Genomic DNA, 24,096 nt, shown 5'->3' with positions numbered 1-24,096 from the left:
GGGGCAGCGCTTTCGTGCCAGTTGCCGACGCACCTTCGACCGGCAGCGGCAGCACCGGCACGCCCGCACCCGGCACGAACAAGGGCAACAGCGGCCCCAAGGCGCTGGTCGTCGAGATCGACGGGCTCACGCATGCGGCACTGGTCGACGCCATCGCGCAGAAGCGCGCACCGGCGCTGCAGTCCTTTCATGTCGCACCCGCTTGGACCGGCGGCACCAACGGTACGCCCACCGAGCAACGGCTCACCGACGGCCCCTCGTGGGCGACGCTGCTGACAGGCACCTGGGTGCAGCGCCACGGCGTGCGGTGGGACACCGCCGACCAGCGCATCGACGCCAAGCTCGCGCCATCGATCTTCGCCCTCGCCAGGCAGAATGCCGGCGCCGGCTACAAGACCGCCGCCGTCACGGCGAATCCGCTCTACCCGGTCCTGCTCACGAACGAAACCGGCACGGTCGACGCCGCATTCGATTGCGCGGGCTCCGACGCCTGCGTGACCGATCACACCTCGCAGCTCATCGAGGCGGGCAACGACCTGCTGGTGGCGCAATACGGTGCACCTGCCAATGCGGCCGCCAGCAGCGGGCTCGGCAGCGACGCCTACCGCCGCGCCGTGAGCGACACCGCCGCGGCCGTGGGGCGCCTGCTGGAAGGCATCGCGCGCCGCACGGCGAACGACGCGAAGGAAGACTGGCTCGTCATCCTCACCACCGGCCACGGCCGCGACGCCTTCGGTGCCGCAACGGGCCTGCAGACGCGCGACAACAAGACCATCTTCATCGCCAGCAACAAGGAACTCGCGGGCCTGCCCGGCACCGGCACGGCCGTACCTGCGGACGACACGCTGCTGCAGCTCGCCGCGGCCACCGACATCGCGCCGACCGTGCTGCGCCACCTGGGCTCCACGCCCGCCGCGGCCAGCTACGGCCTGAACGGCATCGCGCTGCAAGGCACCACCACCCTGCGCGAGCCCACCGCGAAGACCGGTGCCGACCGGGACAACATCGAACTCTCGTGGAAGCTCGCCGGCAACACCGACGTGCCCGTGAAGGTGCTGCGCGACGGCAAGCTCGTGGCCACGCTGGCGGCCGGCAGCACTTCGTACGCCGACTACGTCGATGCCGCGGGCGACGGCAACTACAGCTACGTGTACACGCTGGTCGCCGGCGACACGATGGTGTCGCTGAACGCGAGGATCGCCTACCTGGCGCCGGTGCCGCTGATGCCGACGCTGGCCACCGGCCTGGTCACCTACCACACCTTCGACACCCTGCCCGGCGTCGACGGCAAGGCCGGCGCCTCGACGCTCGCGCCATGGGCGGCCGATGCGGACGGCGGCTCGCTGCTGGCCGACGACAGCATGCGCACCCGCTACCGCGCCAAGGCTCTGCGCATCGACAGCAGGGTGGCCAATGCGAGCGGCATGTCCGGCTATCGCATCAGGCAGGCAACCGACGTGACCAGCGACGCGGGCACGACCGCCTTCACCATCGGTTTCTGGGTGCGCACCGACGCCACCTGCAGCCAGGGCGTGAGCAACGGCGGCACCGTCATCGCCAACAAGAACTACGACACCGGCAACAACGCGGGCCTCGCCATCGGCCTGTTCGGCAGCTGCGAGCTGCGCTTCAACACCGGCACCGGCAGCGTGCGCGGCGAGATCAAGGGCGCGCACTACCTGAGCGCAGGCCAGTGGGCCTACGTGGCGATGGTCATCGACAAGGCCGGCCTGGCCATGGATGCGTACGCGATCGACCCGGCGCGCGGCGTGCAGACGGGCCACGTGGCGCTCACCCCGGCGCTCGTCGCAGCGCTCGGCGGCCTGAAGAACGGCATCGGCCTCAATGAGGACGCGACCGGCCTCTACTACAAGCGCCAGTCGAGCTCGCCGCGCGGCGCCATGGACTTCAACGACCTCGCGATCTGGAACCGCGCGCTCAGCGCTGCCGAGGTCGCCAATCTCTACAAGGCAGCCGCCCCGTTGTCGACGTTGCTGCCCTGACCTTTCCTGTTTCCTACCAAGCACAGCACCAAGAAGGATCCCCATGAAACTTGCTCACCTGCACGCGCGGCTCCTGCCCGCGCTGATCGTGGCCTGCGCGCTCTCCGCCTGCGGCGGTGGCAGCGGAGGCGGCGGCGTGATCGGACTGCCCACGACGCCGACCACGCCCACCAGCCCCACCGCACCGACGCAGCCCGACACCGGCGTTGCACCCGTGAAGAGCTGCGCGCCCTGAGGCGCCACGCCTTCATGAACAACATGAACAACAGCACCAAGACCATGAACTCGCGCCGCAAATTCCTCACCGGCACCGCCACCACCGGTGCCGCCGCCCTCGCGCTGTCGGCCTTTCCGCCCAGCATCCGCCGCGCACTGGCCATTCCCGCCAACAACAAGACCGGCACGATCATGGACGTCGAGCACGTCGTGATCCTGATGCAGGAAAACCGCTCGTTCGACCACTACTTCGGCACCCTGATGGGCGTGCGCGGGTTCGGCGACCGCTTCACCATTCCGCTGGCCGGCGGCCTCAATGTCTGGCAGCAGAGCGATGCGGCCGGCAAGCCGCTGCTGCCGTACTACCTCGACCAGAGCAAGGGCAACGCGCAGCGCGTGAGCGGCACGCCCCACAGCTGGGGCGACGCGCAGAACGCCTGGGACGGCGGGCGCATGAACCAGTGGCCGCGCTACAAGAACACGGCGTCGATGGGTTACTTCAAGGAAGCCGAGCTTCCCTTCCAGTTCGCGCTGGCCAATGCATTCACGCTGTGCGACAGCTACCACTGCGGCATGCACACCGGCACCAACTCGAACCGACTGTTCCACTGGACCGGCACCAACGGCCCGTCCGGCGAAACCAGCAGCGGCCCGGCCCGCGTCGCGTCGATCGACAACACCTGGGAGAACCTGCGGTACCCGTGGAACCCGACCTCGAACCCGGGCGTCGACTCGACCCAGTTCGGCTGCAACTGGAAGACCTACCCCGAGCGGCTCCAGGATGCCAAGGTCAGCTGGATCGTCTACCAGTACCTGCCCGACAACTACACCGACAACCCGCTGCACGGCTTCCAGCAGTTCCGCGCGGCCAACAAGCTGTCCGGCAAGAACGACATGCGCTACGACGGCGACGCCAGCCCGCCTGCGGGCGAGACGGTGCCGGCCTACGACGCAGCCACCGACGACCCCGGCAACCCGCTGTACAAGGGCGTTGCCAACACCATGCCCGACGGCGGCTTCCTGGGCACGTTCAAGCAGGACGTTGCCAACGGCAAGCTGCCGCAGGTGTCTTGGATCGTGGCACCGTCTACCTACTCCGAACACCCCGGACCTTCGAGCCCGGTGCAGGGCGGCTGGTACATCCAGCAGGTGCTGGACGCGCTCACGGCCTACCCCGACGTGTGGAGCAAGACCGTGTTCATCGTCAACTTCGACGAGAACGACGGCTACTTCGACCACATGCCCTCGCCCTCGGCGCCTTCGCTGCTCAACCCTGCCGATCCCACGAGCGCCGCGGCCGGCAAGACCACGCTGGCCGATGCAGACGTGGCCTACGAACGCCATACATATCCGCTGGTGGGCAGCACCGCCGTGCCTTCCGACGGCCGCGTGTACGGCCCCGGCCCGCGCGTGCCGATGTACGTCATCTCGCCGTGGAGCCGCGGCGGCTGGGTGAATTCGCAGGTGTTCGACCACACCTCGGTGCTGCGCTTCCTCGAAGCCCGCTTCGGCGTGAAGGAAACCAACATCACGCCGTTCCGGCGCGCGGTGGCCGGCGACCTGACGAGCTGCTTCAACTTCGCAACCCCCAACAACGAGGTGCTGCCCACGCTCGCCGGCAGCCGCACCAAGGCCGATGCGGACAAGCTGCGCGCCGATCAGCAACTGCTCGCCCAGATCGTGCCGCCCACCAACGCACGACTGCCGCAACAGGCCATCGGCACGCGCCCCTCGCGCGCGCTGCCGTACGAACTTCACGTGAGCGGCCGCGCCGATGCAACCAGCGGTTCGATGCGCCTGATCTTCTCGAACACCGGCAAGGTCGGCGCCGTGTTCCACGTGTACGACAAGTTGCACCTCGACCAGCTGCCGCGCCGCTACATGGTCGAGCCCGGCAAGATGCTCGACGACGTGTGGGCCGGCACGGCCGACAGCGCGGGAAATTCGTACGACCTGTGGGTGCTCGGCCCGAACGGCTTCCACCGGCATTTCAAGGGCAACCTCGACACGCTGCGCGCCGGCGGTGCGGCCAACCCCGAAGTGCGCGTGTGCTACGACATCGCGAACGGCAACGTCTACCTCGAGATGCTCAATGGCGGTACCAACGCCTGCGGCTTTACCGTGCGCGCCAAGGCCTACCGCAGCGACGGCCCCTGGGGAGCCACGGTCAAAGGCGGCGCGCAGGCCGAGCAGCTGTGGACGCTCGCGGACAGCGGCCAGTGGTACGACTTCGCAGTGACCTGCGACGCGGACCCGACCTACTATCGCCGCTTCGCAGGCCGCGTGGAGACCGGCAGGCACTCGGTCAGCGATCCGGCCATGGGCCGCGCCGACCTCTGAGCGGTTCCTGCGCGGCAACGCCGGACGGAGCGGCAATGGGCACAATGGCGCGCCAACCGCGCCGTGCCGACTGCGCCTCCTGACCTGCAGACCGGGGCGGCCGTCACATCGACGCCGCCCTTTTTCCTTCTCACAGCCAGCATCCTTCATGCTCCAAGAAGAACGATTCCTGCGCATCCGCAGCCTGCTCGCCACCTTCTCCCGCCTGAGCGTCGACCGCATCGTGCAGGACCTCGCGGTGTCCCGCGAAACGGTGCGCCGCGACCTGCTCGAGCTCGAGGGCCTCGGGGAGCTGCGGCGCGTGCACGGCGGCGCGATCGCCACCAGCGCCGAGCCCGAGCCGCCGCTCGCGGTGCGGCTGGTGGCACGCCAGCGCGAGAAGCGCGCCATCGCCAAGGCCGCCATCGCGCTGCTGCAGCCGGGGCAGACGGTCTTCATGGACGCGGGCAGCACCATGTCGATCTGCGCGGAAGAACTCGCCACGCTCAGCGGCATGACGGTCATCACGAACTCGCTGAACATCGCGCTCAAGCTCGCAGGCGCGGGCGAAGGCCGGCTTACCGGCAACCGGACCATCCTGCTCGGCGGCGAGATCGATGTGAAGGCACAGGCCACCTGCGGCGACGCCACGGTGGAGGCCATCCGCCGCTACCGCGCCGACGTGGCGCTGCTGTCGCCCGTGGGGCTGCATGCCAGGCATGGCGCCATGAGCTTCGAGCACCACGAGGCCACCATCGCGCGCGCCATGGCCGAGCAGGCGCAGCAACTGGTGCTGCTGGCCGATCACGCCAAGATCGGGCAGGCCAGCCGCGTGACCTATGCACGCCCGGCCGACATCCATGTGGTGATCACCGATGCCAAGTCCCGTGAACTGCCGGGCCTCCCCGCCCTGCGCAAGGCATGCGAGCGGCTGATCCTGGCCTGAACCGCGAGGCGGCGGCGTGCAGCAGGCGCTTTCACGCGGCGTGGCCGATCGCCGCGCCAGCCAGCCGGCACCGGTGAATCTTCCGGCGTTTCGATACGCCGGGCCGATGCACGCTGGAGCGCGGCTCAGGTGTGCGCCGAGGCCGTGTGGCTCGCGCGCTGCCCGGCCCATGCGATGACCTTGGCCAGCGGCGCCGGCCGCATGAAGTAGAAGCCCTGCAGCAGGGGCGAGCCCAGCGCATTCAGCGCATCGAGCTCTTCCTGGCTTTCCACGCCCTCGGCCACCACCTCGATGAAGAGCGACTGGCCGAGCCGGATCACCGCCTCCACCATCAGCCGGCTGCCGGGCGACGACGCCAGGTTGAGGATGAAGCTGCGATCGATCTTCACCTGCCGCACGTGTTCCCCGCGCAGCGACGCGAGCGACGAGTAGCCGACGCCGAAATCGTCGATCACGATGGAGATGCCGGCTTCCGCCAGCGCCCGCAGCCGGGTCTTGGCGGCAGAGGCGTCGAGCGCCACCTCCTCGGTGATCTCGATCTGCAGCCGATGCGCCGGCAGGCCGTGTCTCTCCAGCGTCTCGAGCACGATGGCGTCCACCGGCAGTTGCGACATCTCGCGTGGCGACACGTTCATGGCCACGGGCACGTCCTCGAAGTGCGCGCCTGCAGCGGCGAGTTGCTGGAGGCCCACGCAGACCTCGCTGAGGATGTGCCGCAGCAGCCGCTCGGCCAGCCCGGTGTTGGCGGCCGCGAAGATCACATCGGAAGGCGCCACCCAGCCATGCCGCGGATGCTGCCAGCGCAGCAGGGCCTCGAGACTGTGCAGGCGACGCCCGCCCTCGCCCAGGATGGGCTGGTACCACACGCAGATGGCGCGCGAGGCGATGGCGTCGGACAGGTCGCGCTCGATGTCGCGGCGGCTCAGCAGGCGGCCGTGCAATGCGTCGTCGAAGCGGTGGCAGCGGTTGCGTCCGAGGCGCTTGGCCTCGTACAGCGCCTCGTCGGAAAAGCTCAGCATCTCGGCCACCGAGCAGTCGTGGCCGGTGCAGATCCCGACGCTCACGCCCAGTTGGCCGCCGTAGTGCGAGGTGGCATGGCCGATCGAGTCGATGAGTGCCTGCGCGACGGCCTCGGGCGCGTCCTGCGGGCCGCGGGGCTTGTAGAACACCGCGAACTCGTCCCCGCCCCAGCGCCCCACCACCGCGTGGTGCTTCACCAGCTGCAGCTGCAGCCAGTGCCCGACGTCCTGCAGCACCTGGTCGCCGGTCTTGTGGCCGAACGCATCGTTCACCGCCTTGAATCCGTCGAGATCGAGCATGAGCGCCGCGTGGTCGCGGTGCGAGCCCGTCTCGCCGCCCAGGCGCGATGCGGCCTCGAAGAAACCTTCCCGGTTGAACAGGCCGGTCAGCGAATCGTGGTTGGCGCGAAAGTCGAGCTCGCGCGCCGCGCGCGTCGAGCGTGCATGCGTGTGGCGCAGCTCCGAGGCCATGAACAGCGCCTCGTTCTTCAGCCTGCTGCTGGCCCGGAACGCGCGATCGCCACGCACCGATGCGTGGATGAGCGTCACGAGGTACACGAACACCATGAGCGCCAGCGCGTTGTGGTGGAACCCTCCGGCCCCGACGAGCCACACCGTGACCGCCCCGAGCGCGGGCGTGAAGAACACAACCGGCACCGGTGCATATGCCGCGCTGTAGATGACGGAGCCCGCGCACACGCCGCACACCACCGTCATGAAGAACAGCGTTTCGGACGGCGCTTCGCTGCGGCAGAACAGGGGCAGCAGCGCCCACACGCAGCCCGAGAGAAACGAGGAGAGCGTGACGAGCCGCAACCGCCCGGCAATGCCCGGCTCGTCGAGGCCGCCCAGGCTCCCCTCCGAAGAACGCACCGAACGGCACACGAAGGCCCTGAAGGCGTTGGAAACCACGACGAGCACGAGCCACGCCACGGGAAACATCCAGTCGGCCGACGAATAGAGCGCCACCGCCGTCGTGGCCAGGCCCACCGCCATGCTCGACGGCACCACGGCACGCACGCTGCGACGCACCGACAGCAACTGGTCCGCCCGCACCCACCGCGCGAGCACATCGTCGGCCGCCGGAAGGATTGACGCGTCGCTGCCTGAAGTGAGTTCGACCATGTGTTGGATGGAAGAGCGCGCCGCCTCGAACCGATCGAAAAAATGGATGACGCCTCGCCTCCCGATGCCATTCGGAACCAGAAGTCGCGCGATGCCACTCGGTGTTTTCCACCGGGTGCCGTGGTCGTTGTCCGACATGCGTTCGGGCGTTAATGCATTCGGCCGACGCGATGCCTTCCGCGTTCGAACTTATGCCCTCTTCTCGTTGGCGCGATTGCAGTGGGTGGCACCGCCGGTGTCGCGAGAACGACGTGTCCCCGTCGTGGTCGCAGGGACGATCTCCACCTTGCCTTCGTGCGTTGCCACGGTGCGATCGGGTGTCGAGGCGAGGCGTCGTGGCGCCGGGCTATGCTCGCCGCCACATGCCGCGACGCAACGCTTTCCTTTTCTTCCCGCACCGTGCCGACTTCGCCAGGGCTTTCATCGGCACGCTGTGTCTTGCAGGCGCACCCGCGCTGGCGCTGGCGCTGGCCGCGCCGAGCTGTCTCGACACCGCCATGCAGGCGCCCGCCCCCTCACGCGCGCTCGCCATGGCCACCTTCGCAGTGCAGGAGCACGAGGCCTTCGGCGGCCAGTCGATGGATGCCGAAGGCCGCATGACCGAAGCCGGCGATTCCGAGGCCGAGGACACGCGCCGCACCGTGCCAAGCCTGGCGCCGTGGCAGCGAGTGCTGCGCTACTGGGAGGCGGTCGATCCGCGCCTGCCCACGCAGGTGCGCTTCGGCGGGCTGCGCCCTGCCAACCGGCACTTGCTGATGCAGGCGCTGAACGAGGCGACAGCCGGAAGGCTGCAGGGAATGGGCGTTGGCCCCGACGAAGGACTGGAGTCGAACGAACTGCGCGCCGTGCAGGTGGCGCTGGCGCGGACCTCGGTGATCGACACGCCGTGGTCCGCCGCCTTCATCAGCTGGCTGGCCCGCCAGGCGGGGTTGGCGGACGATGAATTCGTCTTCTCGGAGGCGCATGTCGACTACGCAGGCGCCGCATGGCAGGCCGGCGCCGAGGAAGCGGCAGGCCGCCCCACGCGCTATGCCATGCGCGCCTGCGACCTGAGGCGCACGCCGCCGCGTGCCGGCGACCTGGTGTGCCAGGCGCGCGGCGCGGGCGCCGAGCTGGACACCTTCGACAAGATCGGCGAGGTACTGGCCACGCGCGATACCGGCGGAGAGGCCCTGCCGATGCATTGCGACGTGGTGGTGGCGGTGGACGCCACGGGCTTCGATGCGGTGGGCGGCAACGTGCTGCAGTCGGTCACGCGGCGCCGGCTCGATTTTGCGCCGGGCACGCGCTGGCTGGACCCGAGCTACCTGCCCGAGGGATGCACACCGGGCGTGGCCGGGTGCATCGACCGCCACATGAGCCGCCAGCCGTGGTCGCTGTTGCTGCAGTGGCGTTGAGAAACTGGCGCGGGCTTACTTGTAGTAGGCCTCGACGGTCCCCTTGAGCTTGATCAGCAGCGGCTTGCCCTTGCGGTCGAGCGTCTTGCCGGCGGGCACCTTGACCCAGCCTTCGCTGATGCAGTATTCCTCGACGTCGAGGCGGTCCTTGCCGTTGAGGCGGATGCCGATGTCGTGCTCGAAGGCGGCGGCCACGTGGTGCGGGCTGCGCGGGTCGATGGAGAGATGGTCGGGAAGAGGTGGGCGGGAGGTGGCTTCTGTCATGGCGCGTGATGATAGGGGTTCCCGCACCCGTCGCCGGCGCCGGGGCCTATCGCCGCCGTTTCCGGAAACGTGCCGGCGGCCTGGGCGCAAAGCCCAGTGCGGCGCGGGCCAGCGCATCGGCCTCGCTGTTGCGATGGCGGGGAATCCACTGCACCTGCGCATGCGCGAAGCTGCCGAGCAACGCACGGGCTTCGTCGAAGAGGCCCGCCATGCGCGCGACCGGCCTGGCCCCGGCAGCGCCCAGTTGCTCGACCAGGATGCTGTTGTCGCTGTAGGCCCGCACGGTGGTGGCGCCGCGTGCGCGCAGATCCTGCAGCGCGAGGGTGAGCGCAAGGAGTTCGGCTTCGTTGTTGCAGCCGATGGCGTGCGTGGCCTGCGAGAGGGTGTGCTTCGTGCCGTCCGGCGCGGTGATGACGGCACCGACGCCCATGCGCCCGGGATTGGGCATGGCGCTGCCGTCGCAATGCACGGTCCAGGCAAGCCCTGCCGGCCCGCCGCTGTCGCTCGCGCTCATCCGGGCTTCAGCAGTTGCTGCGCTTGATGCCCGCCAGGTTCTGGCAAGGCCGCTGGCCGGGCGGCGGACCGGGGTCGCGGGCATGCGGCGGCGGCCTGCGAATAGGGCGCACGCCGTCGTAGTACGGATCGGGGCTCAGGATGACGACAGGCGGATCGGCCGCCGGCTGCTGCTGCTCCGGCTCCTGCATGCCGGGGGGATAGCGCGGAATGATGGCAGGACCCGACGGCGGATTGGCCGCCACCTGCGCGGGCGGTGGCGCCACGGGCGCAGCCCCTTGCGGCAGCACGTATTCGGGCCGGCGGTTCGGGTCGGGTGCCGGCGCTTGCAGGATCTGCACCTGGCGCGACTGTTTGCTGCCCGCCGGGCACTCGACGTTCGTGTACGAGATGGCCCCCTTGGCGTCGGTGCAGCGAACCACGTCCGCGTGCGCGCCCAACGCGGCGGCGGAGATCGACAGGAGCAGTGCCAGGGAACGCATCGGTGATGGGCCAGGTGAGATCGGTCGGGTCGGGTTGCAGCCGGGCTGCAAGGGATGCGCCAACTGTAGCCTCACCCCGCCCGGCGTGCGAGCCCCCGGCCCCACTCACCGCATCGTCATTCCGGCTGGATGCCGGCCGCGCGGATCACCTGCCCCCACTTCTGCGACTCTGCCGCCTGCTGCTGCAGGCGCGACGATCCGCTCGCCTCGCGAACCTCGGCGGCATGGTCGTTGTTCGCGACGCGGCCCTTCATTGCCAGCGGCTTTCGCAGCAGCATCCGCCCGATCACCGATGCGGGCTGCAGGTGGTGCCGGCGCTGGAATACCCGAGCGTGGCCGCGGCGGGCGCGCTGGTGGCCGCGGGCCTGGGCATCACGGCGCTGCCGCGGCTGGCGCTCCAGCTCACGCGCAACGACGACCTCGTGACGGTGCCGCTGCAGCGTCCGGCCATGTCGCGGCCCATCGGGCTGATCACGCGCGCGGGGCGGTCGCCCTCGCCGGTGGGCCGGGCCTTCATGGACCTGCTGCACAGCCGGGAGGCCTCGCGCTGAAACCGCGCGCCGAAACCGAGCTTTCGCTCTGCGGCATCATCGCGGCCATGGAAAAAACGCCCCCGAATCCGCATCCGCTCGTCATCGTCAAGGTCGGAAGCACCTTCGAAGCCCTTCGCGCAGAGCGCGGCGACTTCGAGCACTGGATCGCCGACGGAATGGACACGCAGGCGCTGCCGATCGTGGTGATCGACCCGCGCCGCGGCGACACGCTGCCCGACCCGGCCGAGGTCTCGGGCGCGGTGGTGACGGGTTCGCATGCAATGGTGTCGCACCGCGAGCCCTGGAGCGAAACCACGGCCGCCTGGCTCGCGCAGCTCGTGTCGCGCGACACGCCGGTGCTCGGCATCTGCTACGGCCACCAGCTGCTGGCGCACGCGCTCGGCGGCGAGGCGGGCAACCACCCGCAGGGCGTGGAAGTGGGCACCGTCACGGTCACGCTCGAAGAGGCCGCGGCCGGCGACGCGCTGCTGCGCGGCCTGCCGGCGCAGTTTCCGGCGAACGTGGTGCACTGGCAGAGCGCGCTGCGCCTGCCCGAGGGCGCGGTGCGGCTGGCCGGCAACGCGCACGAGCCGGTGCAGGCCTTCCGCGTGGGCGGCAACGCCTGGGGCGTGCAGTTCCACCCCGAGTTCGATGCCGGCGTGATGCGCGGCTACATCGACATGCTGGCCGGCGACCTGAGCGCCGAGGGGGCAGACCCGGCCGCGCTGCGCGAGAACGTGGCCGCGACCGACGCGGCGGCGGGGTTGCTCGGGCGCTTCGCCCGCATCGTCGAGGCGCACCAGGGCGTCGCCTGAGCGCCCGGACTGCGCGGCGGGGTCTCCAGGCCCCGCCTTTTCGTCGGACCGCGACTACAAGAAGCCTTGCCTGCTTCGGTTAAGGTGCGCTCCATCGACCTTCAGTGGCCGCCGGCCTTTCCTGCTTGCTTCCCGAAACACCTGAACCGAGCCTCATGACCACCCCTTCCCCCTCTCCCGGCCGCAGGCACTTCTCGATGATCAGGGAGTTCCACCTGGCCGACGTCTTCACGCTCGGCAACGCGGCGTGCGGGGTAGGCGGCGTGTTCCTGGCGATGGCGTTCATGGCGAGCCAGTCGCTGGCGCAGTTCTTCTGGGCTGCGGCGCTCGCACCGGCGGCCTTCATCTTCGACGTGTTCGACGGGCGCATCGCGCGCTGGCGGCAGACCCAGTCGGCGCTCGGCCGCGAACTCGACTCGCTGGCCGACGTGATCTCCTTCGGGGTGGCGCCTGCCGCGCTGGGCTTCGCCGCCGGACTGAGCGGCGGCTGGGACTGCGTGCTGCTGGTCTACTTCGTGTGCTGCGGCGTGAGCCGTCTCGCGCGCTACAACGTGACGGCCGAGGCATTGTCCGAAGGCGCCAACAAGGTGAAGTACTTCGAGGGCACACCCATTCCCACCAGCGTGGTGCTGGTCGGCGTGCTCGCGTATGCGGCCTCGCAGGGCCGCATCGGCGACGCGCTGTGGGGCGGCGCGTGGCTCATCGGCCCGTGGCAGCTGCATCCGCTCACGCTGCTGTTCGGCCTGTCGGGCACGCTCATGATCAGCAAGACGCTGCGCATTCCCAAGTTCTGAATTCGATTCGCGAGAAAGGAGACACACGATGACCATGAAGCTGTACTTCGACCCGCAGAGCCGTTCGCAGGTGGCCAAGTGGATGCTCGACGAAGCCGGCGTCGACTACGAGATCGTCACCACGCTCCTGAAGGAAGGCGCGCACAAGAAGCCCGAATTCCTGAAGATCAACCCCGCGGGCAAGCTGCCCGCGCTGGTCGACGGCCGAACGCGCGTGTTCGAGAACGCGGCCATCTGCATGTACGTGGCCGAGAAGTTTCCGGGCAAGCGGCTGGCCCCGCCGGTGGGCTCGCCGGAGCGCGGACGCTACCTGTCGCTCATGGTCTATTCGACCTCGCAGCTGGAGCCGTCGATGGGCGACAGCCTGATGAAGATCAAGAGCAACAACCGGGCGCGCGGCTGGACCGACTTCGAGGACGCCAAGGACGCGGTCGAGCGCGAGCTGGGCGACGGCCCCTACCTGTTCGGCGCGCAGTTCACCGCGGCCGACGTGATGATCGGCTCGATGTTCATCTGGCACCGTGCCTTCGGCGGCCGCTCGAACCGGCCGAAGATCGATGCCTACATCCACCGGCTGCAGGCCCGCCCCAAGGGCATGAAGTTCGGCTGAACATGGCGCGGCGTGCCGCGCTGTTGACAACGCGCGGCGGCGGGCACGCCCTCTAATCGGATTCCTTTCCCATTCGATAACAACACGCCCGCACCATGACACCCAGGAAGACAACCGCTTCGTCTCGCCGCTTTTCGCTGACGGCACTCGCCCTCGGCGCCGCCGCCCTGCTGGCCGCTTGCGCCAGCGCACCGCCGCCCGGCGGACGCACCGTGACCATCGAGCGCACCACCTTCGGCATCGCGCACATCACCGCGCCCGACTACGAAGGCCTGGCCTACGGCAGCGCCTATGCGCACGCGCAGGACAACGTCTGCCAGACCGCCGAGCACCTGCTCACGCTGCGCGGCGAGCGCTCGCAGTTCCTGGGCGCGCAGAACACCGGCGAACTGGGCCTGGGCCGCATGCCCAACGCGCAGATCGACCTGTTCATCCGCTATCACATGGACGACGCGGCGCTCGCCCGCGCGGGGGCCACCACGAGCCCGCAGGTGCAGGCCGCGCTGCGCGGCTACGTGGCGGGCTACAACCGCTACCTGCAGGACGCCGGCCCCAACGGACTGCCCGCCGCGTGCCGCGGCAAGCCCTGGGTGCGGCCCATGACGGCCAACGACCTGGCGCGCGCCACCGAGCAATCGATGATCCAGGGCGGCCTGGGTGCGCTGGCGGGCGCCGTGCTGGCCGCCGTGCCGCCGGCCGCCGGCGCGAAGACGGGCGCCGCCCCGGTCGAATTGAAGGAAGCCGTCGCCGAGATCGGGCGCCACAGCTTCAACGACAACCCTGAAGGCGGCGAGCTCGGCTCCAACGGCTGGGCTTTCGGGCGCAACGCCACGCCCGACGGCCGTGGCCTGCTGCTGGGCAACCCGCACTTTCCCTGGAACGGCACGAACCGCTTCTGGGAAATGCACCTGACCATTCCCGGCCAGCTCGACGTGATGGGCGCGACCGGCGGACTGAGCCCGGTCGTGTCGATCGGCTTCAACAAGGACGTGGCCTGGACCCATACGGTGTCGACCGGCAAGCGCTTCACGCTGTACGAACTCAAGCTCGACCCGAACGATCCGACCGTGTACTGGGTCGACGGCCAGCCTAGGAAGATGGTCGCGCGCACCGTGGCGCTGCCGGCCGCGGCCACCGGTGGCAACGGACCCGCCGTGCAGCACACCTTCTACGCGACCGAGTGGGGGCCGGTGATCTCGCTGCCGCGCGCCGGACTGGGCTGGACCGCGCAGAAGGCCTACGCCATCCGCGATGCCAACACGCTCAACGTGCGCTCCGCCGAGAGCTGGATGAAGATGGCCCAGGCCCGCAACGTGGCCGAGCTGCGCGCCGCCATGGGCAACCAGGGCATGCCGTGGATCAACACCATCGCAGCCGATCGCGACGGCAACGCGATGTACGCCGACCTGTCGGTGGTGCCCGACGTGTCGGCCGAGATGCTGCGCGCCTGCGCGCCCTCGCCCGCTGCGGCGGCGCTGCTCAACGCGGCCGGCCTGCCGGTGCTCGACGGTTCGCGCAGCGCCTGCGCCTGGAACCGCGACGCCACGGCCGCCGCGCCGGGCATCGTCGCGCCGGCACGGATGCCGGTGCTGGTGACGCCAGACTACGTGCAGAACAGCAACGACAGCTTCTGGCTGAGCAATCCGCGCGTCGCGCCGATGGCGGGCGTGTCTCCGCTGGTCGGCCCCATCGGCGTGCCCCAGCGGCTGCGCACGCGCAGCGGCATCATGGAAATCGAAGGCCGCCTGGCCGGCAACGACGGCCTGCCGGGCAACCGCATGGGCGCGGCCGAGCTGCGCAGCGTGATCTTCCGCGACAGGAACCTGGCCGGCATGCTGGTGATGGACGACCTGCAGGCGGCGTGCGCCGCCGCGGGCTCCTCGCTCACGGTCGACCAGGCGCACGGCTGCCGCGTGCTCGCGGCCTGGGACCGCACCAGCAACGCCGACGCCAAGGGCGCGGCGCTGTTCCGCGAGTTCTGGCGCAAGGCCAAGGACATCCCGAAGGTGTGGCGCCAGCCCTTCGACCCGGCACAGCCCGTGACCACGCCCGCAGGGCTGGACATGGCGACGCCCGCCACGCGCGAGGCGGTGTTCAAGGCCGTGGGCGACGCCGTGACCACGCTGCGCACCGCCGGCTTCGCGGCCGACGTGCCGCTGGGCGTGCCGCAGTCGCGCGAGGTGCGCGGCCGCAGGATCGCACTGCACGGCGGCGACGAGTTCGAGGGCGTGCTCAACAAGCTCGAGTCGCAGGGCCAGTCGCTCATCGACCCGAAGGGCTACAACGTGAACTACGGCAGCAGCTACATGCAGGTCGTGACCTTCGACGAGCGCGGCCCGGTCGCTCAGGGCCTGCTCACCTACGGCCAGAGCAGCGACCTGGCCTCGCCGCGCGCCTACGACCAGCTGCCGCTGTTCGCGGCCAAGCAGTGGCATCCGCTGCCTTTCCACCGTGCCGACGTGGAGGCGCAGCGCGAAGGCCGGCCTCTGCAGCTGGCGTACTGAACGATCGATCGATCGACCGATGAACATGTCCTCGCAGAACCCACCCCTCCACACCGCCGCCGGCGGGCTCGACCAGCTGGTCCGGATCGCCGGCGCGCAGCCGCTCGACCCGGCCTGCGATCACTTCTACTTCCTGCGCCACGGCCAGACGGGCCGCAACGCGCTGCGGGTGTTCCAGGCGCCCGACGAGCCGCTGAGCGAACTGGGTCTGCAACAGGCCGCGCGCGCCGCCGGGCTGCTGGCCGGCGAGCCGATACGCACCGTCGTCTGCAGCGACGCACGCCGCGCCTTCGACACCGCCCATGCGGTGGCCGCTGCGCTGCGCCTCACGCCCACGGCCCACGAGGCACTGCGCGAACGCAACTTCGGCGCGCTCATCGGCACCTCTTCGGCCAACATCGACTGGGCCTGCGAGCCCGAGGGCGGCGAGACGCTCGCGCAGTTCGTGTCGCGCAAGCGCGCCGCGCTCGACGCCGCACTCCGGCAGCCCGCACCGGTGCTGGTGGTGGCGCACGGTGGCACGCTCTACGTGCTGGCCGCGCTGCTGGGCGTGACGGTCGACGCGGGCATCATGGGCAACGCCCAGCCATTGCGTTTTGCACGCACCGGCCCCACTTGGGCTGTAACGCCGCTGCTGCGGCATGCAGACGGCGAGGCAGCGCTGGCCTAGCGCCAGCCCGGCGCCCCGAGCCCAGGCCTGCCAAGCCGTCCACCCAACGAACCGCCACACACCATGGATTTCAAGGACTACTACAGTGCCCTGGGCATCGAGCGCACCGCGTCCGACGACGAAGTGCGCAAGGCCTACCGCAAGCTCGCCCGCAAGTACCACCCCGACGTCAGCAAGGAGCCCGACGCCGAGCAGCGCATGCGCGACATCAATGAGGCCAAGGACGTACTGGGCGACAAGGAAAAGCGCGCCGCCTACGACGCGCTTGCCGACCGCGTCGCGCGCGGTGGCCACCCCGAGGGCGGCTTCCAGCCTCCGCCGGGCTGGGACGAAGGCTTCGAGTTCCATCGCGGCCCGCGCCAGGGGCCGGCGGACCACGCCGACTTCAGCGAGTTCTTCTCGTCGCTGTTCGGCGAGGCCGAGCGGCGCGGCGCCGCACGGCAGAACTTTCGCGCGCGCGGCGAAGACCACCATGCGGCCATCGAGATCACGCTGGAAGACGCCCTCAACGGCGCCGAGCGCGAGATCACGCTGCGCGCGCAGACGGTCGACGCACAGGGCCAGCCGCATTGGGAGAACCGCACGCTCAGCGTGAAGATCCCGCCGGGCGTGCACCCGGGCCAGTTCATCCGCCTCGCCGGTCAAGGCATGCCCGGCCACGGCGGGGAAGCGCCGGGCGACCTCTACCTCGAGGTGCGCATCGCGCCGCACAAGCTGTACCGCGTGGAAGAGCGCGACCTGTACATGACGCTGCCCGTCACGCCCGCCGAAGCGGCACTGGGTGCGCAGGTGCAGGTGCCCACGCCGACCGGCGGCGTGGTCGAGGTCACCGTGCCGCGCAACGCACGCAACGGCCTGAAGCTGCGGCTCAAGGGCCGCGGATTCGCGGGCAAGACGCCGGGCGACCTGTACCTGATGGTCGACATCGCGCTGCCGCCCGCCGAGAGCGACGAGACCCGAAAGGCTTACGAGCAACTGGCGCAAGCCACGGCATCGTTCAACCCACGCCAGCATCTGGGAGTCTGAGCATGGTGAATTTCACCCTTACAACGGCCACCGCCATCAGCGCCTCGCAACCGCTGGCCGCCACCGAACTGGCGCACGCCGTCGGCGCAGACACCGCTTGGGTCGTGCAACTGGTCGAGGTCGGCATCCTGCGCATCGAACCCGCCGAGACCCAGCCCGAGCGCTGGCAGTTCTCCAGTACCGACCTGCAGTGCGCGCTCGAGGCCCGCCGGCTGGAACGCGATTTCGGCGTGGGGCTTGATGCGGCTGCACTGATCCTCGACCTGCAGCATGAAGTGCGGCGGCTCAAGGCCGTGCTGCACGCGCACAGGTTGGGATAGCACCGGCGTCACCGCGCTGGCCCGTGCCGGTCACCGGCTCGAAGAGCCGATGGAATTCGACCGCTTCGCAGCGGTCGGCTTGCAGGGCGCAGCATGAAATACCTCGGCTGAACCTCATCGTCGGCACGGCAGGCGATGAAAATCGAAAATACGGGGCGCCCTGCCCCGCTCGAAAAAACTCCCGCCGCCAGCCGAGCGAACACCCGACCAATGAGCAACACCACCGACAAGATCCGCTGCGCCTGGGCCCGGACCGACCCGCTGCTGGCGGCCTACCACGACGCCGAATGGGGCGTTCCCGAGCACGACAGCCGCGCGCTGTGGGAGAAGCTCATGCTCGACGGCTTCCAGGCGGGGTTGTCGTGGCTCACCATCCTGCGCAAGCGCGACGCCTTCCGCAAGGCGTTCAAGGGCTTCGTCCCCGAGAAGATCGTCAAGTTCACCGAGGCCGACATCGAGCGGCTCATGCAGGACGCAGGCATCGTGCGCTCGCGCTCGAAGATCGAGGCCACCATCGGCAACGCGCGCGCCTATCTCGCGATGCAGGCGGCCGGCGAGGACTTCTCGGAGTTCATCTGGGGCATGGCCGGCGGCAAGCCCATCGTGAACCGCACAGGCAACGTGCCGGTGAAGACGCCGCTGTCGGAAGACATCTCGGCCGCGCTGAAGAAGCGGGGCTTCAAGTTCGTCGGGCCGGTGATCGTCTACGCGTGGATGCAGGCCACGGGCATCGTGGACGACCACGCGCACGATTGCCACCGGCACGGCGAGAAGCACAAGGCCAAGGCCGGCGCCTGAACCGCGCGCCCATGAAAAAACCGGACGCTGCTTTCGCAGGGTCCGGTTTTTTTCTTGGCGATGCGATCGAAGCGGCTTTCGCCGCCTTCGATTTACAGGCCGGCCTGGCGCGTGAAGCTGCGGGCCTTGGCTTGCGCGGGCACCACGCTGTCGGGGAACGATTCGCGGCGCAGGTTCTGGCCGGGAGCGTGAGCGGCAGCCACGGCTTCGCTGCGGATGGTGGCGCGGTCGGCCGATGCGGTCAGGGCGGGAGCAACCGTCGACGACACGCCGTCGCCGTACACGTTGCCGGCGCGGGCTGCTGCCACGGCCTGGGGCGCCACGTCGGCGCGGCTGTAGCCGGAGGTCACGGCTTGCACGCCTTCGTAGGTTTCTGCATGGGCGCCAGCGGCGGCGAGCAGGGACAGGGCGGCAGCGGCGAGGATGTTCGAGGTCTTCATTTCAATTCCTTCTTTATTGGGCTTTTGGGTGCCGCAAGTGTGCACCGCAATGCCTAGGGAAAACCCTATTCGAATTGAATCGCGGTGTTCACGAAATTGAAACAATGAAGAGGAACTTTCCGACAAGGCCGGTCTATCTGCGCTTTGGCGTGAGAAAACGCACTGACCACCGTCGAAGTTCGCTGCTGCGCTTTTTTAGTTTGCGTACTTTTGCGCTCGTTCGTCAAGGCCTCACGACTTCGGCCAGCGGCGCACCAGCGTGCGCAGCGCGACCCCGCCGCTGCCCTTGACCTCGGCGCGGTAGGTGCCGACCAGCGCCTCGCGCTCGGCCGCGGCCTGCGGGTCGTTGCGCCAGGCCAGCAGCGCCGCGACGTCGGCATCGGGCAAGGCGGCGATCAGCGCCTGCGTGACCTGCTTCTCGAACTCGCGCGCCACGATCATCAGGTTGCGCGGCCGCGTGGAAGTCACGCCGCGCGACCACAAGGTGTCGAGCGCCATGTCCAGCGTGCTGTCGGGCAGGCCGCTGAGCTGGCCGCCGTTGCCGCGCGCAAGCTGCTTCACGACGGCGCTCATCAGCAGCTGGCTCGAGAAGTCGATCTCGCGCACCTCGGCCACGCTCATGCGTTCGAGCAGCTCGGTGCGCGCCGGGTCCGCGGGGCGTGCACGTTCGCGGTTGAAGAACTCGGCCTTGCCGGCTTCGCTCATGGCGTTGTAGTCGCTGCGCAGCTTTGCGAAGCGCGACACCGCAGCCAGCACCTGCGGGCTCGGGGCTGCGCCGCCGGTGCCCGCGGAGGCCACCTCCTGGCGGATGGCGGCCATCGAAGCCTTGACATTGAACGCACGGCCGGATGCGGCGTCGAGCGCCTTCAGTGCCTTGCCCGCAATGGCCAGGTCGTCGGGGTCGAGCAGTTCCCTGGCGCCGCGCGCGACAGCGCCCGGTTCGTACGAGGCCTGGTAGCGCGCCTGCACGCCCTCGAACTGGAGCAATGCATCGGCGCGGCCCTGCGCCCAGCTCGCCAGCGGTACGGCGAACGCGAGCGGCAGCAGCAACGCGAAGATGCGAGACGAAGCGAGGCGAAGAAGGCGATTCGGTGAAAACAACATGGCGCCATTATTGGCGCCTGCGGTCGACCCGCTGTCAGCTCCTGGCGCAACAGGCTGGCGGCCACGACCATGTTCGACGGCGCAGCGCGCGGTCGGCAAGAGGCTCACGGGCGGCTGTACATGACCTGCACGCACGGCACATCGGCCCCGCCATGGCTGGCGGACTTCGTTCGCATCGAGCTGCTGCAGGGCACTGCAGCGGCCATGCAAACCGCACTCACCAGAACGCCCGCAGCCCGTCCTTGATGTCCTGCGGCAGATTGGGCTGGGCGTCGATCCTGTCGAGGTAGTCCGGGTCGTCGACCACGGTCAGCGGATCGACGGGCATCTTCTTCACCTCCGCCGAAGGCAATGGCCCGGCTGCCGCGCCGACGGGCCGCATGAGCGCGCGCTGCAGGGGACGGCCTTCGGCGCCGGCAGGCGCCAGGTGGTGGCGCAGGTCGACGCCCGTGTCGACCAGTTCGTCGAGCGCCAGGTGCCAGGCGTTCGCCTCCGGTGCCGCGCCCATCCGTGCCAGCGCCGACACGGGCATGGGCCGTTCGGCGCGCCGTGCGAGCGCGGGCAGTTGCCCCAGCGCATCCACCAGCTTGTCGTGCGCGGCGCCGATGCCGAGCCCCTGCACCAGCGGATCGGCCTGCGGGTGCGCCAGGTCGGCCAGCCGCGATTCGCCGCCGACCTTGATGCGCTCGCCGGCCGATGCGCCCATGGCACGCATCATCGACAGCATCCCGACGCGCGCCACGCCGTTGATGACCACGAGCCGCACGTCGGCCTCGGTGGCGAAGATCAGTTGCTGGTACGGATCGCCCTGCACGCCGTCGACCACCATGAGATCGGCGCGCTTGCCCGCCTCGAGCGAACCGAGCGCGCCGGACCATTCGAGCATCCGCGCCGCATCGCGCGTGACCATGGCGACGAGATCGCGCGCGGAGAACAGGCCGTGCATCTCGCTCCACAGCCACGCGACCTTCAGCTCGCCCAGCTGGTTGCGGCTCCCGGTGGGTGCCCAGTCGGGGCCGAGCGCGATCGGCACGCCGGCCGCCTTGGCGGCGCCGACATCGGCGGTGCCGCCGTACAGCAGCAGGTTGCTGAAGGGAGACCAGACCATGCTGCCACCGTGCGCGGCCAGCGTCTCGAAGTCCGGCGCCTTCAGTGCCGCGGCATGGATGCCGCACAGCGAAGGCGTGATGGCCCATTCGCCGGGCGCCAGCTGCAGCGCCTCGAATGCGCGGTGCGCCGTCGCATCGAGACCTTCGCTCAGGTGCAGCAGGTAGCAGGTCTTCTGGCGCTTCAGCCGCGTGAGGAACGCCTGCGCGTCGCGCGCGGCGACATCGGGAACGCGGGTCGATGCCGGCGGCAGCGCGGCTTCGTCCGTGGCTTCCACGTTGCGCACCACGCCCCTGAAATAGCGCCGGATCCCCGCCGCATTGGCGAGCGTGATGCCCTGGCTCGTGGTGGTGCCGCCGAGCAGGCACTTGGCCTCGACGTAGCGGCAGATCGACGCCAGCAACTCCGGCGTGGCGCCCAGCACCTTCATCGGCGCACCGACGGCCGTGCGGTAGGCCGCGGCACTCGCCCACTGGCCCCTGTTGCCGTACTTCCTGGGAACCTGCCACAGCGGAAGCACGTTGTACGGCAGATGGTTGTGCAGGTCGACGAGCCCCGGATAGATCGTGCCGCGGGTCTGCGTCACGCGCACCGACTCGAAACCGGCGGGCGGCGGTGCTTCCGCAGGCTGCACCGCCGTCAGCACGCCGTTCTCCATGAACACGCGGCCGTCCGGGATCACCGTGAAGGCAGCGTCCATGGTCACGACACGGCCGGCCAGCACCCGCCTGGGGCTGACGAGCGGATCGATCGGGGTACTGCGTGTGGCCATGGCGCTGCCTTTCCTGTCGAGCCTCTGTGGGCGCGATTGTGGAAAGCGCGGCGCGTGTGCCGCAATAGCACGGAAGCCCTAGGCTGCCTGAGCGGTCCGTGTTCCGTGTTCCGGCACTCACCTTGCCGGTGCGGGGGTCATGACGATGCCGTCGACCCTGCCCGGGTCGCCGGCATCGAAGGCCACCTCAGGGCTTCAGGACTTCTGGACCAGCTTCAGCACACTCGAGAAATCGAGCGCGCCATGGCCCGCGAGGCTGTGCGCCGCATATAGGCTGCGCGCCAGGCCGCCGAGCGGCGTGGCCGCGCGCACGGCGGTGGCGTTCTCCTGCGCCAGGCCGAGGTCCTTCAGCATCAGGTCGGTGCCGAAGCCGCCGGCGTAGTTCTTCGACGCGGGCGACGTCTCCATCACGCCGGGCATCGGGTTGTACTTCTCGAGCGCCCAGTTGCCGCCCGAGCTGCGGCGCATGATCTCGCTGAGCACCTTCGGGTCGAGCCCGTTGGCCACGCCCAGCGCCAGCGCTTCAGAGGTGCCGATCATCAGGATTCCGAGCAGCATGTTGTTGCAGATCTTCGCGGTCTGCCCTGCACCGGCCGCGCCGGCGTGGAAGATGTTGGCGCCCATCTTCTCGAGCACCGGGCGCGCGCGCTCCAGGTCCTTGGTGTCGCCGCCGACCATGAAGGTCAGCGTGCCGGCAATGGCGCCGCCGGTGCCGCCCGACACGGGCGCATCGATCATCGCGATGCCCTTGGCAGCGGCCGCCTCGGCCACCTTGCGCGACGTGGCGGCCGCGATGGTGCTGCTGTCGATCACCAGCGTGCCGGCACGGATGCTGTCGAGCAGCCCCGGCTTGCCGGCGCTGCCGAGGAACAGGCCCTCGACGTGCGCGCTGGCCGGCAGCATGCTGATGACGACTTCGGCATCGGCCACCGTGGCCGCCGCCGAATCGGCGATGGGCAGGCCTTCGCCGCCGAATTTCTTGCAGGCTTCGGCCGAGAGGTCGAAGGCGCTGAGCGTGTGACCGGCCTTGTGCAGGTTCATGGCCATCGGGCCGCCCATGTTGCCGAGGCCGATGAAAGCGATCTTCATGTGTCTTGTCTCCGTTGTTCTGTCCAGGAATTGGCGAAAGTCAGACCAGCGATGCCAGCTCGGCCGGCATCTCGCCGCGCGGGCGCAGGTGGTCTTCGACGAAAGCGGGCGTGATTTCCTCGAGCGTGGCCGGGTTCCAGCGCGGGTTGCGGTCCTTGTCGACCAGCACCGCACGGATGCCCTCGGCAAAGTCCTTGTGCGCGCAGAAGCCCAGCGAGGCCCAGTACTCGAGGCGGAACACCTCGGCCAGCGACATGCGCGGCACGCGCTGCCAGAGCTCGAAGCTCAGTGCCGCCGAACTCGGCGCGCCCTTGGCAAACGTCTTGGCGGCGGTCTGCAGCCAGGCGTCGTCGCTCTGAAGTTCGCGCAGACGTCGCGCGATGTCGAGCAGGTCGTCGCCTGCCATCAGTGCGTTGATGGTGTCGAAGTGCTCGCGCACCTTCGAAGGCGGCATCTCGGTGCCCTCGCCGGCCTGGGCCAGGATGCGCGAGAGCGTGGCACGGTCGGCCTTGGCGTCGCCGCCGGTCCAGTGCGTGGCCGCGATGGCCGCGAGCACGTCGGCCTTGCGTTCCTGCCGCACCAGCACGTCGGCCAGCCCGCAGAAGATGGTGTCGTGCGCGTTGATGTTGGCAGCCGTGAGCGCCAGGAACAGGCCGGTGCGGCCCGGCGTGCGGCGCAGGAACCAGCTGCCGCCCACGTCGGGGTACAGGCCGATGTTGATCTCGGGCATGGCGATGCGGCTCTGCAGCGTCATCACGCGATGCGATGCGCCGGCCAGCAGGCCCACGCCACCGCCCATCACGATGCCGTGACCCCAGCACAGGAAGGGCTTGGGGAAGGTGTGGATCAGGTGGTCGAGCTCGTACTCCTCGCGGAAGAAGTCTTCGGCGTAGGTGTTGCGCTCCGGGCCGCAGTCCAGCAGCGTCTGGTAGAGCTGGCGCAGGTCGCCGCCGGCGCAGAAGGCCTTCTCGCCCGCGGCCTGCAGCAACACGCCGACGATGCCTGCGTCCTGCGCCCATTCGCGCAGCCTGGGCGTGAGCAGGCGCACCATCGCCACCGAGAGCGAATTGAGCGAGGCCGGCGAATTGAGCGTGGCCACGCCGAAGCGCTGGCCACCGGCGGTCTTGATTTCGTCGAAGAGAACTACGTTGTCGGTCATGTCATTCACGGAAAACAGAAAAACCCGAGGATACGTGCGCGAACCGCTGCGCCACCGGCCTTGCCCGGCCG

At 69.5% G+C, this 24,096-nt stretch carries 24 protein-coding genes; 14 read left to right on the top strand and 10 right to left on the bottom strand.

Annotated elements, in window-relative coordinates; all coding sequences use genetic code 11:
• Positions 1-14: 14 nt before the first annotated feature.
• The 4 genes from AACL56_RS32945 (at position 15) to AACL56_RS32930 (ending at position 5,484) form a co-directional block, all read left to right on the top strand.
• Positions 15-2,003 (top strand): LamG-like jellyroll fold domain-containing protein, encoded by a 1,989-nt coding sequence (locus AACL56_RS32945; protein WP_339094726.1) that lies wholly within the window; start codon positions 15-17, stop codon positions 2,001-2,003.
• Positions 2,004-2,046: 43 nt separating this feature from the next.
• On the top strand, positions 2,047-2,238 hold the full coding sequence (locus AACL56_RS32940; RefSeq protein WP_339094724.1) for a hypothetical protein: 192 nt from the start codon (positions 2,047-2,049) through the stop codon (positions 2,236-2,238).
• A 44-nt stretch (positions 2,239-2,282) separates the two neighbouring features.
• Entirely contained in the window at positions 2,283-4,559 is a 2,277-nt protein-coding gene (locus AACL56_RS32935) for a phosphocholine-specific phospholipase C (RefSeq protein ID WP_339095315.1), read from the top strand.
• 148 nt (positions 4,560-4,707) lie between these two features.
• Entirely contained in the window at positions 4,708-5,484 is a 777-nt protein-coding gene (locus tag AACL56_RS32930; RefSeq protein ID WP_339094722.1) for a DeoR/GlpR family DNA-binding transcription regulator, read from the top strand.
• A gap of 125 nt (positions 5,485-5,609) precedes the next feature.
• Here AACL56_RS32930 and AACL56_RS32925 read toward each other — a convergent pair whose 3' ends face one another.
• Positions 5,610-7,628: a putative bifunctional diguanylate cyclase/phosphodiesterase gene (locus AACL56_RS32925; protein WP_339094720.1), complete on the bottom strand. Its 2,019-nt coding sequence runs from the start codon at positions 7,626-7,628 to the stop codon at positions 5,610-5,612.
• Positions 7,629-7,990: 362 nt separating this feature from the next.
• Between AACL56_RS32925 and AACL56_RS32920 the strand changes: the two genes are divergently transcribed.
• Positions 7,991-9,025: a DUF2272 domain-containing protein gene (locus AACL56_RS32920; RefSeq protein WP_339094718.1), complete on the top strand. Its 1,035-nt coding sequence runs from the start codon at positions 7,991-7,993 to the stop codon at positions 9,023-9,025.
• Positions 9,026-9,040: 15 nt separating this feature from the next.
• Here the strand turns inward: AACL56_RS32920 and AACL56_RS32915 are convergent, their stop codons facing one another.
• The 4 genes from AACL56_RS32915 to AACL56_RS32900 form a co-directional block, all read right to left on the bottom strand.
• Entirely contained in the window at positions 9,041-9,289 is a 249-nt protein-coding gene (locus AACL56_RS32915) for a DUF3297 family protein (RefSeq protein WP_339094716.1), read from the bottom strand.
• A 46-nt stretch (positions 9,290-9,335) separates the two neighbouring features.
• Complete coding sequence (locus tag AACL56_RS32910; RefSeq protein ID WP_339094715.1) at positions 9,336-9,803, bottom strand: ribonuclease HI family protein; 468 nt, start codon at positions 9,801-9,803, stop codon at positions 9,336-9,338.
• A gap of 7 nt (positions 9,804-9,810) precedes the next feature.
• Complete coding sequence (locus AACL56_RS32905) at positions 9,811-10,284, bottom strand: DUF4124 domain-containing protein (RefSeq protein WP_339094712.1); 474 nt, start codon at positions 10,282-10,284, stop codon at positions 9,811-9,813.
• Between the two features lie 116 nt (positions 10,285-10,400).
• Positions 10,401-10,538, bottom strand: a complete 138-nt coding sequence (locus tag AACL56_RS32900; protein ID WP_339094710.1) for a hypothetical protein — start codon at positions 10,536-10,538, stop codon at positions 10,401-10,403.
• Between AACL56_RS32900 and AACL56_RS32895 the strand changes: the two genes are divergently transcribed.
• The 9 genes from AACL56_RS32895 to AACL56_RS32855 all read left to right on the top strand — a co-directional run bounded on the left by AACL56_RS32895 (position 10,509) and on the right by AACL56_RS32855 (position 18,354).
• Complete coding sequence (locus tag AACL56_RS32895) at positions 10,509-10,835, top strand: LysR substrate-binding domain-containing protein (protein WP_339094708.1); 327 nt, start codon at positions 10,509-10,511, stop codon at positions 10,833-10,835. The genes AACL56_RS32900 and AACL56_RS32895 overlap by 30 nt on opposite strands.
• A 47-nt stretch (positions 10,836-10,882) precedes the next feature.
• Complete coding sequence (locus AACL56_RS32890; protein WP_339094706.1) at positions 10,883-11,632, top strand: glutamine amidotransferase; 750 nt, start codon at positions 10,883-10,885, stop codon at positions 11,630-11,632.
• 155 nt (positions 11,633-11,787) lie between these two features.
• Entirely contained in the window at positions 11,788-12,426 is a 639-nt protein-coding gene (locus AACL56_RS32885) for a CDP-alcohol phosphatidyltransferase family protein (protein ID WP_339094704.1), read from the top strand.
• A gap of 28 nt (positions 12,427-12,454) precedes the next feature.
• On the top strand, positions 12,455-13,036 hold the full coding sequence (locus AACL56_RS32880) for a glutathione S-transferase family protein (protein ID WP_339094702.1): 582 nt from the start codon (positions 12,455-12,457) through the stop codon (positions 13,034-13,036).
• A 95-nt stretch (positions 13,037-13,131) separates the two neighbouring features.
• Complete coding sequence (locus AACL56_RS32875; protein WP_339094700.1) at positions 13,132-15,540, top strand: penicillin acylase family protein; 2,409 nt, start codon at positions 13,132-13,134, stop codon at positions 15,538-15,540.
• A 19-nt stretch (positions 15,541-15,559) separates the two neighbouring features.
• Positions 15,560-16,210 (top strand): histidine phosphatase family protein, encoded by a 651-nt coding sequence (locus AACL56_RS32870; RefSeq protein WP_339094698.1) that lies wholly within the window; start codon positions 15,560-15,562, stop codon positions 16,208-16,210.
• Positions 16,211-16,273: 63 nt separating this feature from the next.
• On the top strand, positions 16,274-17,236 hold the full coding sequence (locus AACL56_RS32865; RefSeq protein WP_339094696.1) for a DnaJ C-terminal domain-containing protein: 963 nt from the start codon (positions 16,274-16,276) through the stop codon (positions 17,234-17,236).
• A 2-nt stretch (positions 17,237-17,238) separates the two neighbouring features.
• The gene (locus AACL56_RS32860) at positions 17,239-17,556 is read left to right on the top strand and encodes a chaperone modulator CbpM (RefSeq protein WP_339094694.1); all 318 of its coding nucleotides are present in this window, start codon (positions 17,239-17,241) and stop codon (positions 17,554-17,556) included.
• A 210-nt stretch (positions 17,557-17,766) separates the two neighbouring features.
• The gene (locus tag AACL56_RS32855; protein WP_339094692.1) at positions 17,767-18,354 is read left to right on the top strand and encodes a DNA-3-methyladenine glycosylase I; all 588 of its coding nucleotides are present in this window, start codon (positions 17,767-17,769) and stop codon (positions 18,352-18,354) included.
• A gap of 92 nt (positions 18,355-18,446) precedes the next feature.
• Here AACL56_RS32855 and AACL56_RS32850 read toward each other — a convergent pair whose 3' ends face one another.
• From AACL56_RS32850 to AACL56_RS32830, 5 genes are all read right to left on the bottom strand, one after another.
• Positions 18,447-18,794, bottom strand: a complete 348-nt coding sequence (locus AACL56_RS32850; RefSeq protein ID WP_339094690.1) for an alpha/beta hydrolase — start codon at positions 18,792-18,794, stop codon at positions 18,447-18,449.
• A gap of 231 nt (positions 18,795-19,025) precedes the next feature.
• Positions 19,026-19,898: a hypothetical protein gene (locus tag AACL56_RS32845; protein ID WP_339094688.1), complete on the bottom strand. Its 873-nt coding sequence runs from the start codon at positions 19,896-19,898 to the stop codon at positions 19,026-19,028.
• A 217-nt stretch (positions 19,899-20,115) separates the two neighbouring features.
• The gene (locus AACL56_RS32840) at positions 20,116-21,777 is read right to left on the bottom strand and encodes an amidohydrolase family protein (protein ID WP_339094686.1); all 1,662 of its coding nucleotides are present in this window, start codon (positions 21,775-21,777) and stop codon (positions 20,116-20,118) included.
• A gap of 195 nt (positions 21,778-21,972) precedes the next feature.
• The gene (gene mmsB, locus AACL56_RS32835; RefSeq protein WP_339094684.1) at positions 21,973-22,866 is read right to left on the bottom strand and encodes a 3-hydroxyisobutyrate dehydrogenase; all 894 of its coding nucleotides are present in this window, start codon (positions 22,864-22,866) and stop codon (positions 21,973-21,975) included.
• Positions 22,867-22,906: 40 nt separating this feature from the next.
• Complete coding sequence (locus tag AACL56_RS32830) at positions 22,907-24,025, bottom strand: enoyl-CoA hydratase/isomerase family protein (RefSeq protein ID WP_339094682.1); 1,119 nt, start codon at positions 24,023-24,025, stop codon at positions 22,907-22,909.
• Positions 24,026-24,096: the final 71 nt, after the last annotated feature.

Origin of the sequence: Variovorax paradoxus (assembly GCF_902712855.1) — a bacterium.
GTDB classification, from domain to species: domain Bacteria; phylum Pseudomonadota; class Gammaproteobacteria; order Burkholderiales; family Burkholderiaceae_C; genus Variovorax; species Variovorax paradoxus_Q.
This window is presented reverse-complemented; position numbering and strand designations above follow the sequence as displayed.

Bases quoted from the DNA above. Each gene is read 5' to 3' on its own strand.
- AACL56_RS32855 (WP_339094692.1), top strand. From the start codon at position 17,767: ATGAGCAACACCACCGACAAGATCCGCTGCGCCTGGGCCCGGACCGAC.
- AACL56_RS32890 (WP_339094706.1), top strand. From the start codon at position 10,883: ATGGAAAAAACGCCCCCGAATCCGCATCCGCTCGTCATCGTCAAGGTC.
- AACL56_RS32870 (WP_339094698.1), top strand. From the start codon at position 15,560: ATGAACATGTCCTCGCAGAACCCACCCCTCCACACCGCCGCCGGCGGG.
- AACL56_RS32925 (WP_339094720.1), bottom strand. From the start codon at position 7,628: ATGGTCGAACTCACTTCAGGCAGCGACGCGTCAATCCTTCCGGCGGCC.
- AACL56_RS32910 (WP_339094715.1), bottom strand. From the start codon at position 9,803: ATGAGCGCGAGCGACAGCGGCGGGCCGGCAGGGCTTGCCTGGACCGTG.
- AACL56_RS32895 (WP_339094708.1), top strand. From the start codon at position 10,509: ATGGTCGTTGTTCGCGACGCGGCCCTTCATTGCCAGCGGCTTTCGCAG.
- AACL56_RS32860 (WP_339094694.1), top strand. From the start codon at position 17,239: ATGGTGAATTTCACCCTTACAACGGCCACCGCCATCAGCGCCTCGCAA.
- AACL56_RS32885 (WP_339094704.1), top strand. From the start codon at position 11,788: ATGACCACCCCTTCCCCCTCTCCCGGCCGCAGGCACTTCTCGATGATC.
- AACL56_RS32865 (WP_339094696.1), top strand. From the start codon at position 16,274: ATGGATTTCAAGGACTACTACAGTGCCCTGGGCATCGAGCGCACCGCG.
- AACL56_RS32830 (WP_339094682.1), bottom strand. From the start codon at position 24,025: ATGACCGACAACGTAGTTCTCTTCGACGAAATCAAGACCGCCGGTGGC.
- AACL56_RS32935 (WP_339095315.1), top strand. From the start codon at position 2,283: ATGAACTCGCGCCGCAAATTCCTCACCGGCACCGCCACCACCGGTGCC.
- mmsB (WP_339094684.1), bottom strand. From the start codon at position 22,866: ATGAAGATCGCTTTCATCGGCCTCGGCAACATGGGCGGCCCGATGGCC.
- AACL56_RS32845 (WP_339094688.1), bottom strand. From the start codon at position 19,898: ATGTTGTTTTCACCGAATCGCCTTCTTCGCCTCGCTTCGTCTCGCATC.
- AACL56_RS32920 (WP_339094718.1), top strand. From the start codon at position 7,991: ATGCCGCGACGCAACGCTTTCCTTTTCTTCCCGCACCGTGCCGACTTC.
- AACL56_RS32905 (WP_339094712.1), bottom strand. From the start codon at position 10,284: ATGCGTTCCCTGGCACTGCTCCTGTCGATCTCCGCCGCCGCGTTGGGC.
- AACL56_RS32850 (WP_339094690.1), bottom strand. From the start codon at position 18,794: ATGAAGACCTCGAACATCCTCGCCGCTGCCGCCCTGTCCCTGCTCGCC.
- AACL56_RS32880 (WP_339094702.1), top strand. From the start codon at position 12,455: ATGACCATGAAGCTGTACTTCGACCCGCAGAGCCGTTCGCAGGTGGCC.
- AACL56_RS32930 (WP_339094722.1), top strand. From the start codon at position 4,708: ATGCTCCAAGAAGAACGATTCCTGCGCATCCGCAGCCTGCTCGCCACC.
- AACL56_RS32840 (WP_339094686.1), bottom strand. From the start codon at position 21,777: ATGGCCACACGCAGTACCCCGATCGATCCGCTCGTCAGCCCCAGGCGG.
- AACL56_RS32875 (WP_339094700.1), top strand. From the start codon at position 13,132: ATGACACCCAGGAAGACAACCGCTTCGTCTCGCCGCTTTTCGCTGACG.
- AACL56_RS32915 (WP_339094716.1), bottom strand. From the start codon at position 9,289: ATGACAGAAGCCACCTCCCGCCCACCTCTTCCCGACCATCTCTCCATC.
- AACL56_RS32940 (WP_339094724.1), top strand. From the start codon at position 2,047: ATGAAACTTGCTCACCTGCACGCGCGGCTCCTGCCCGCGCTGATCGTG.
- AACL56_RS32900 (WP_339094710.1), bottom strand. From the start codon at position 10,538: ATGAAGGGCCGCGTCGCGAACAACGACCATGCCGCCGAGGTTCGCGAG.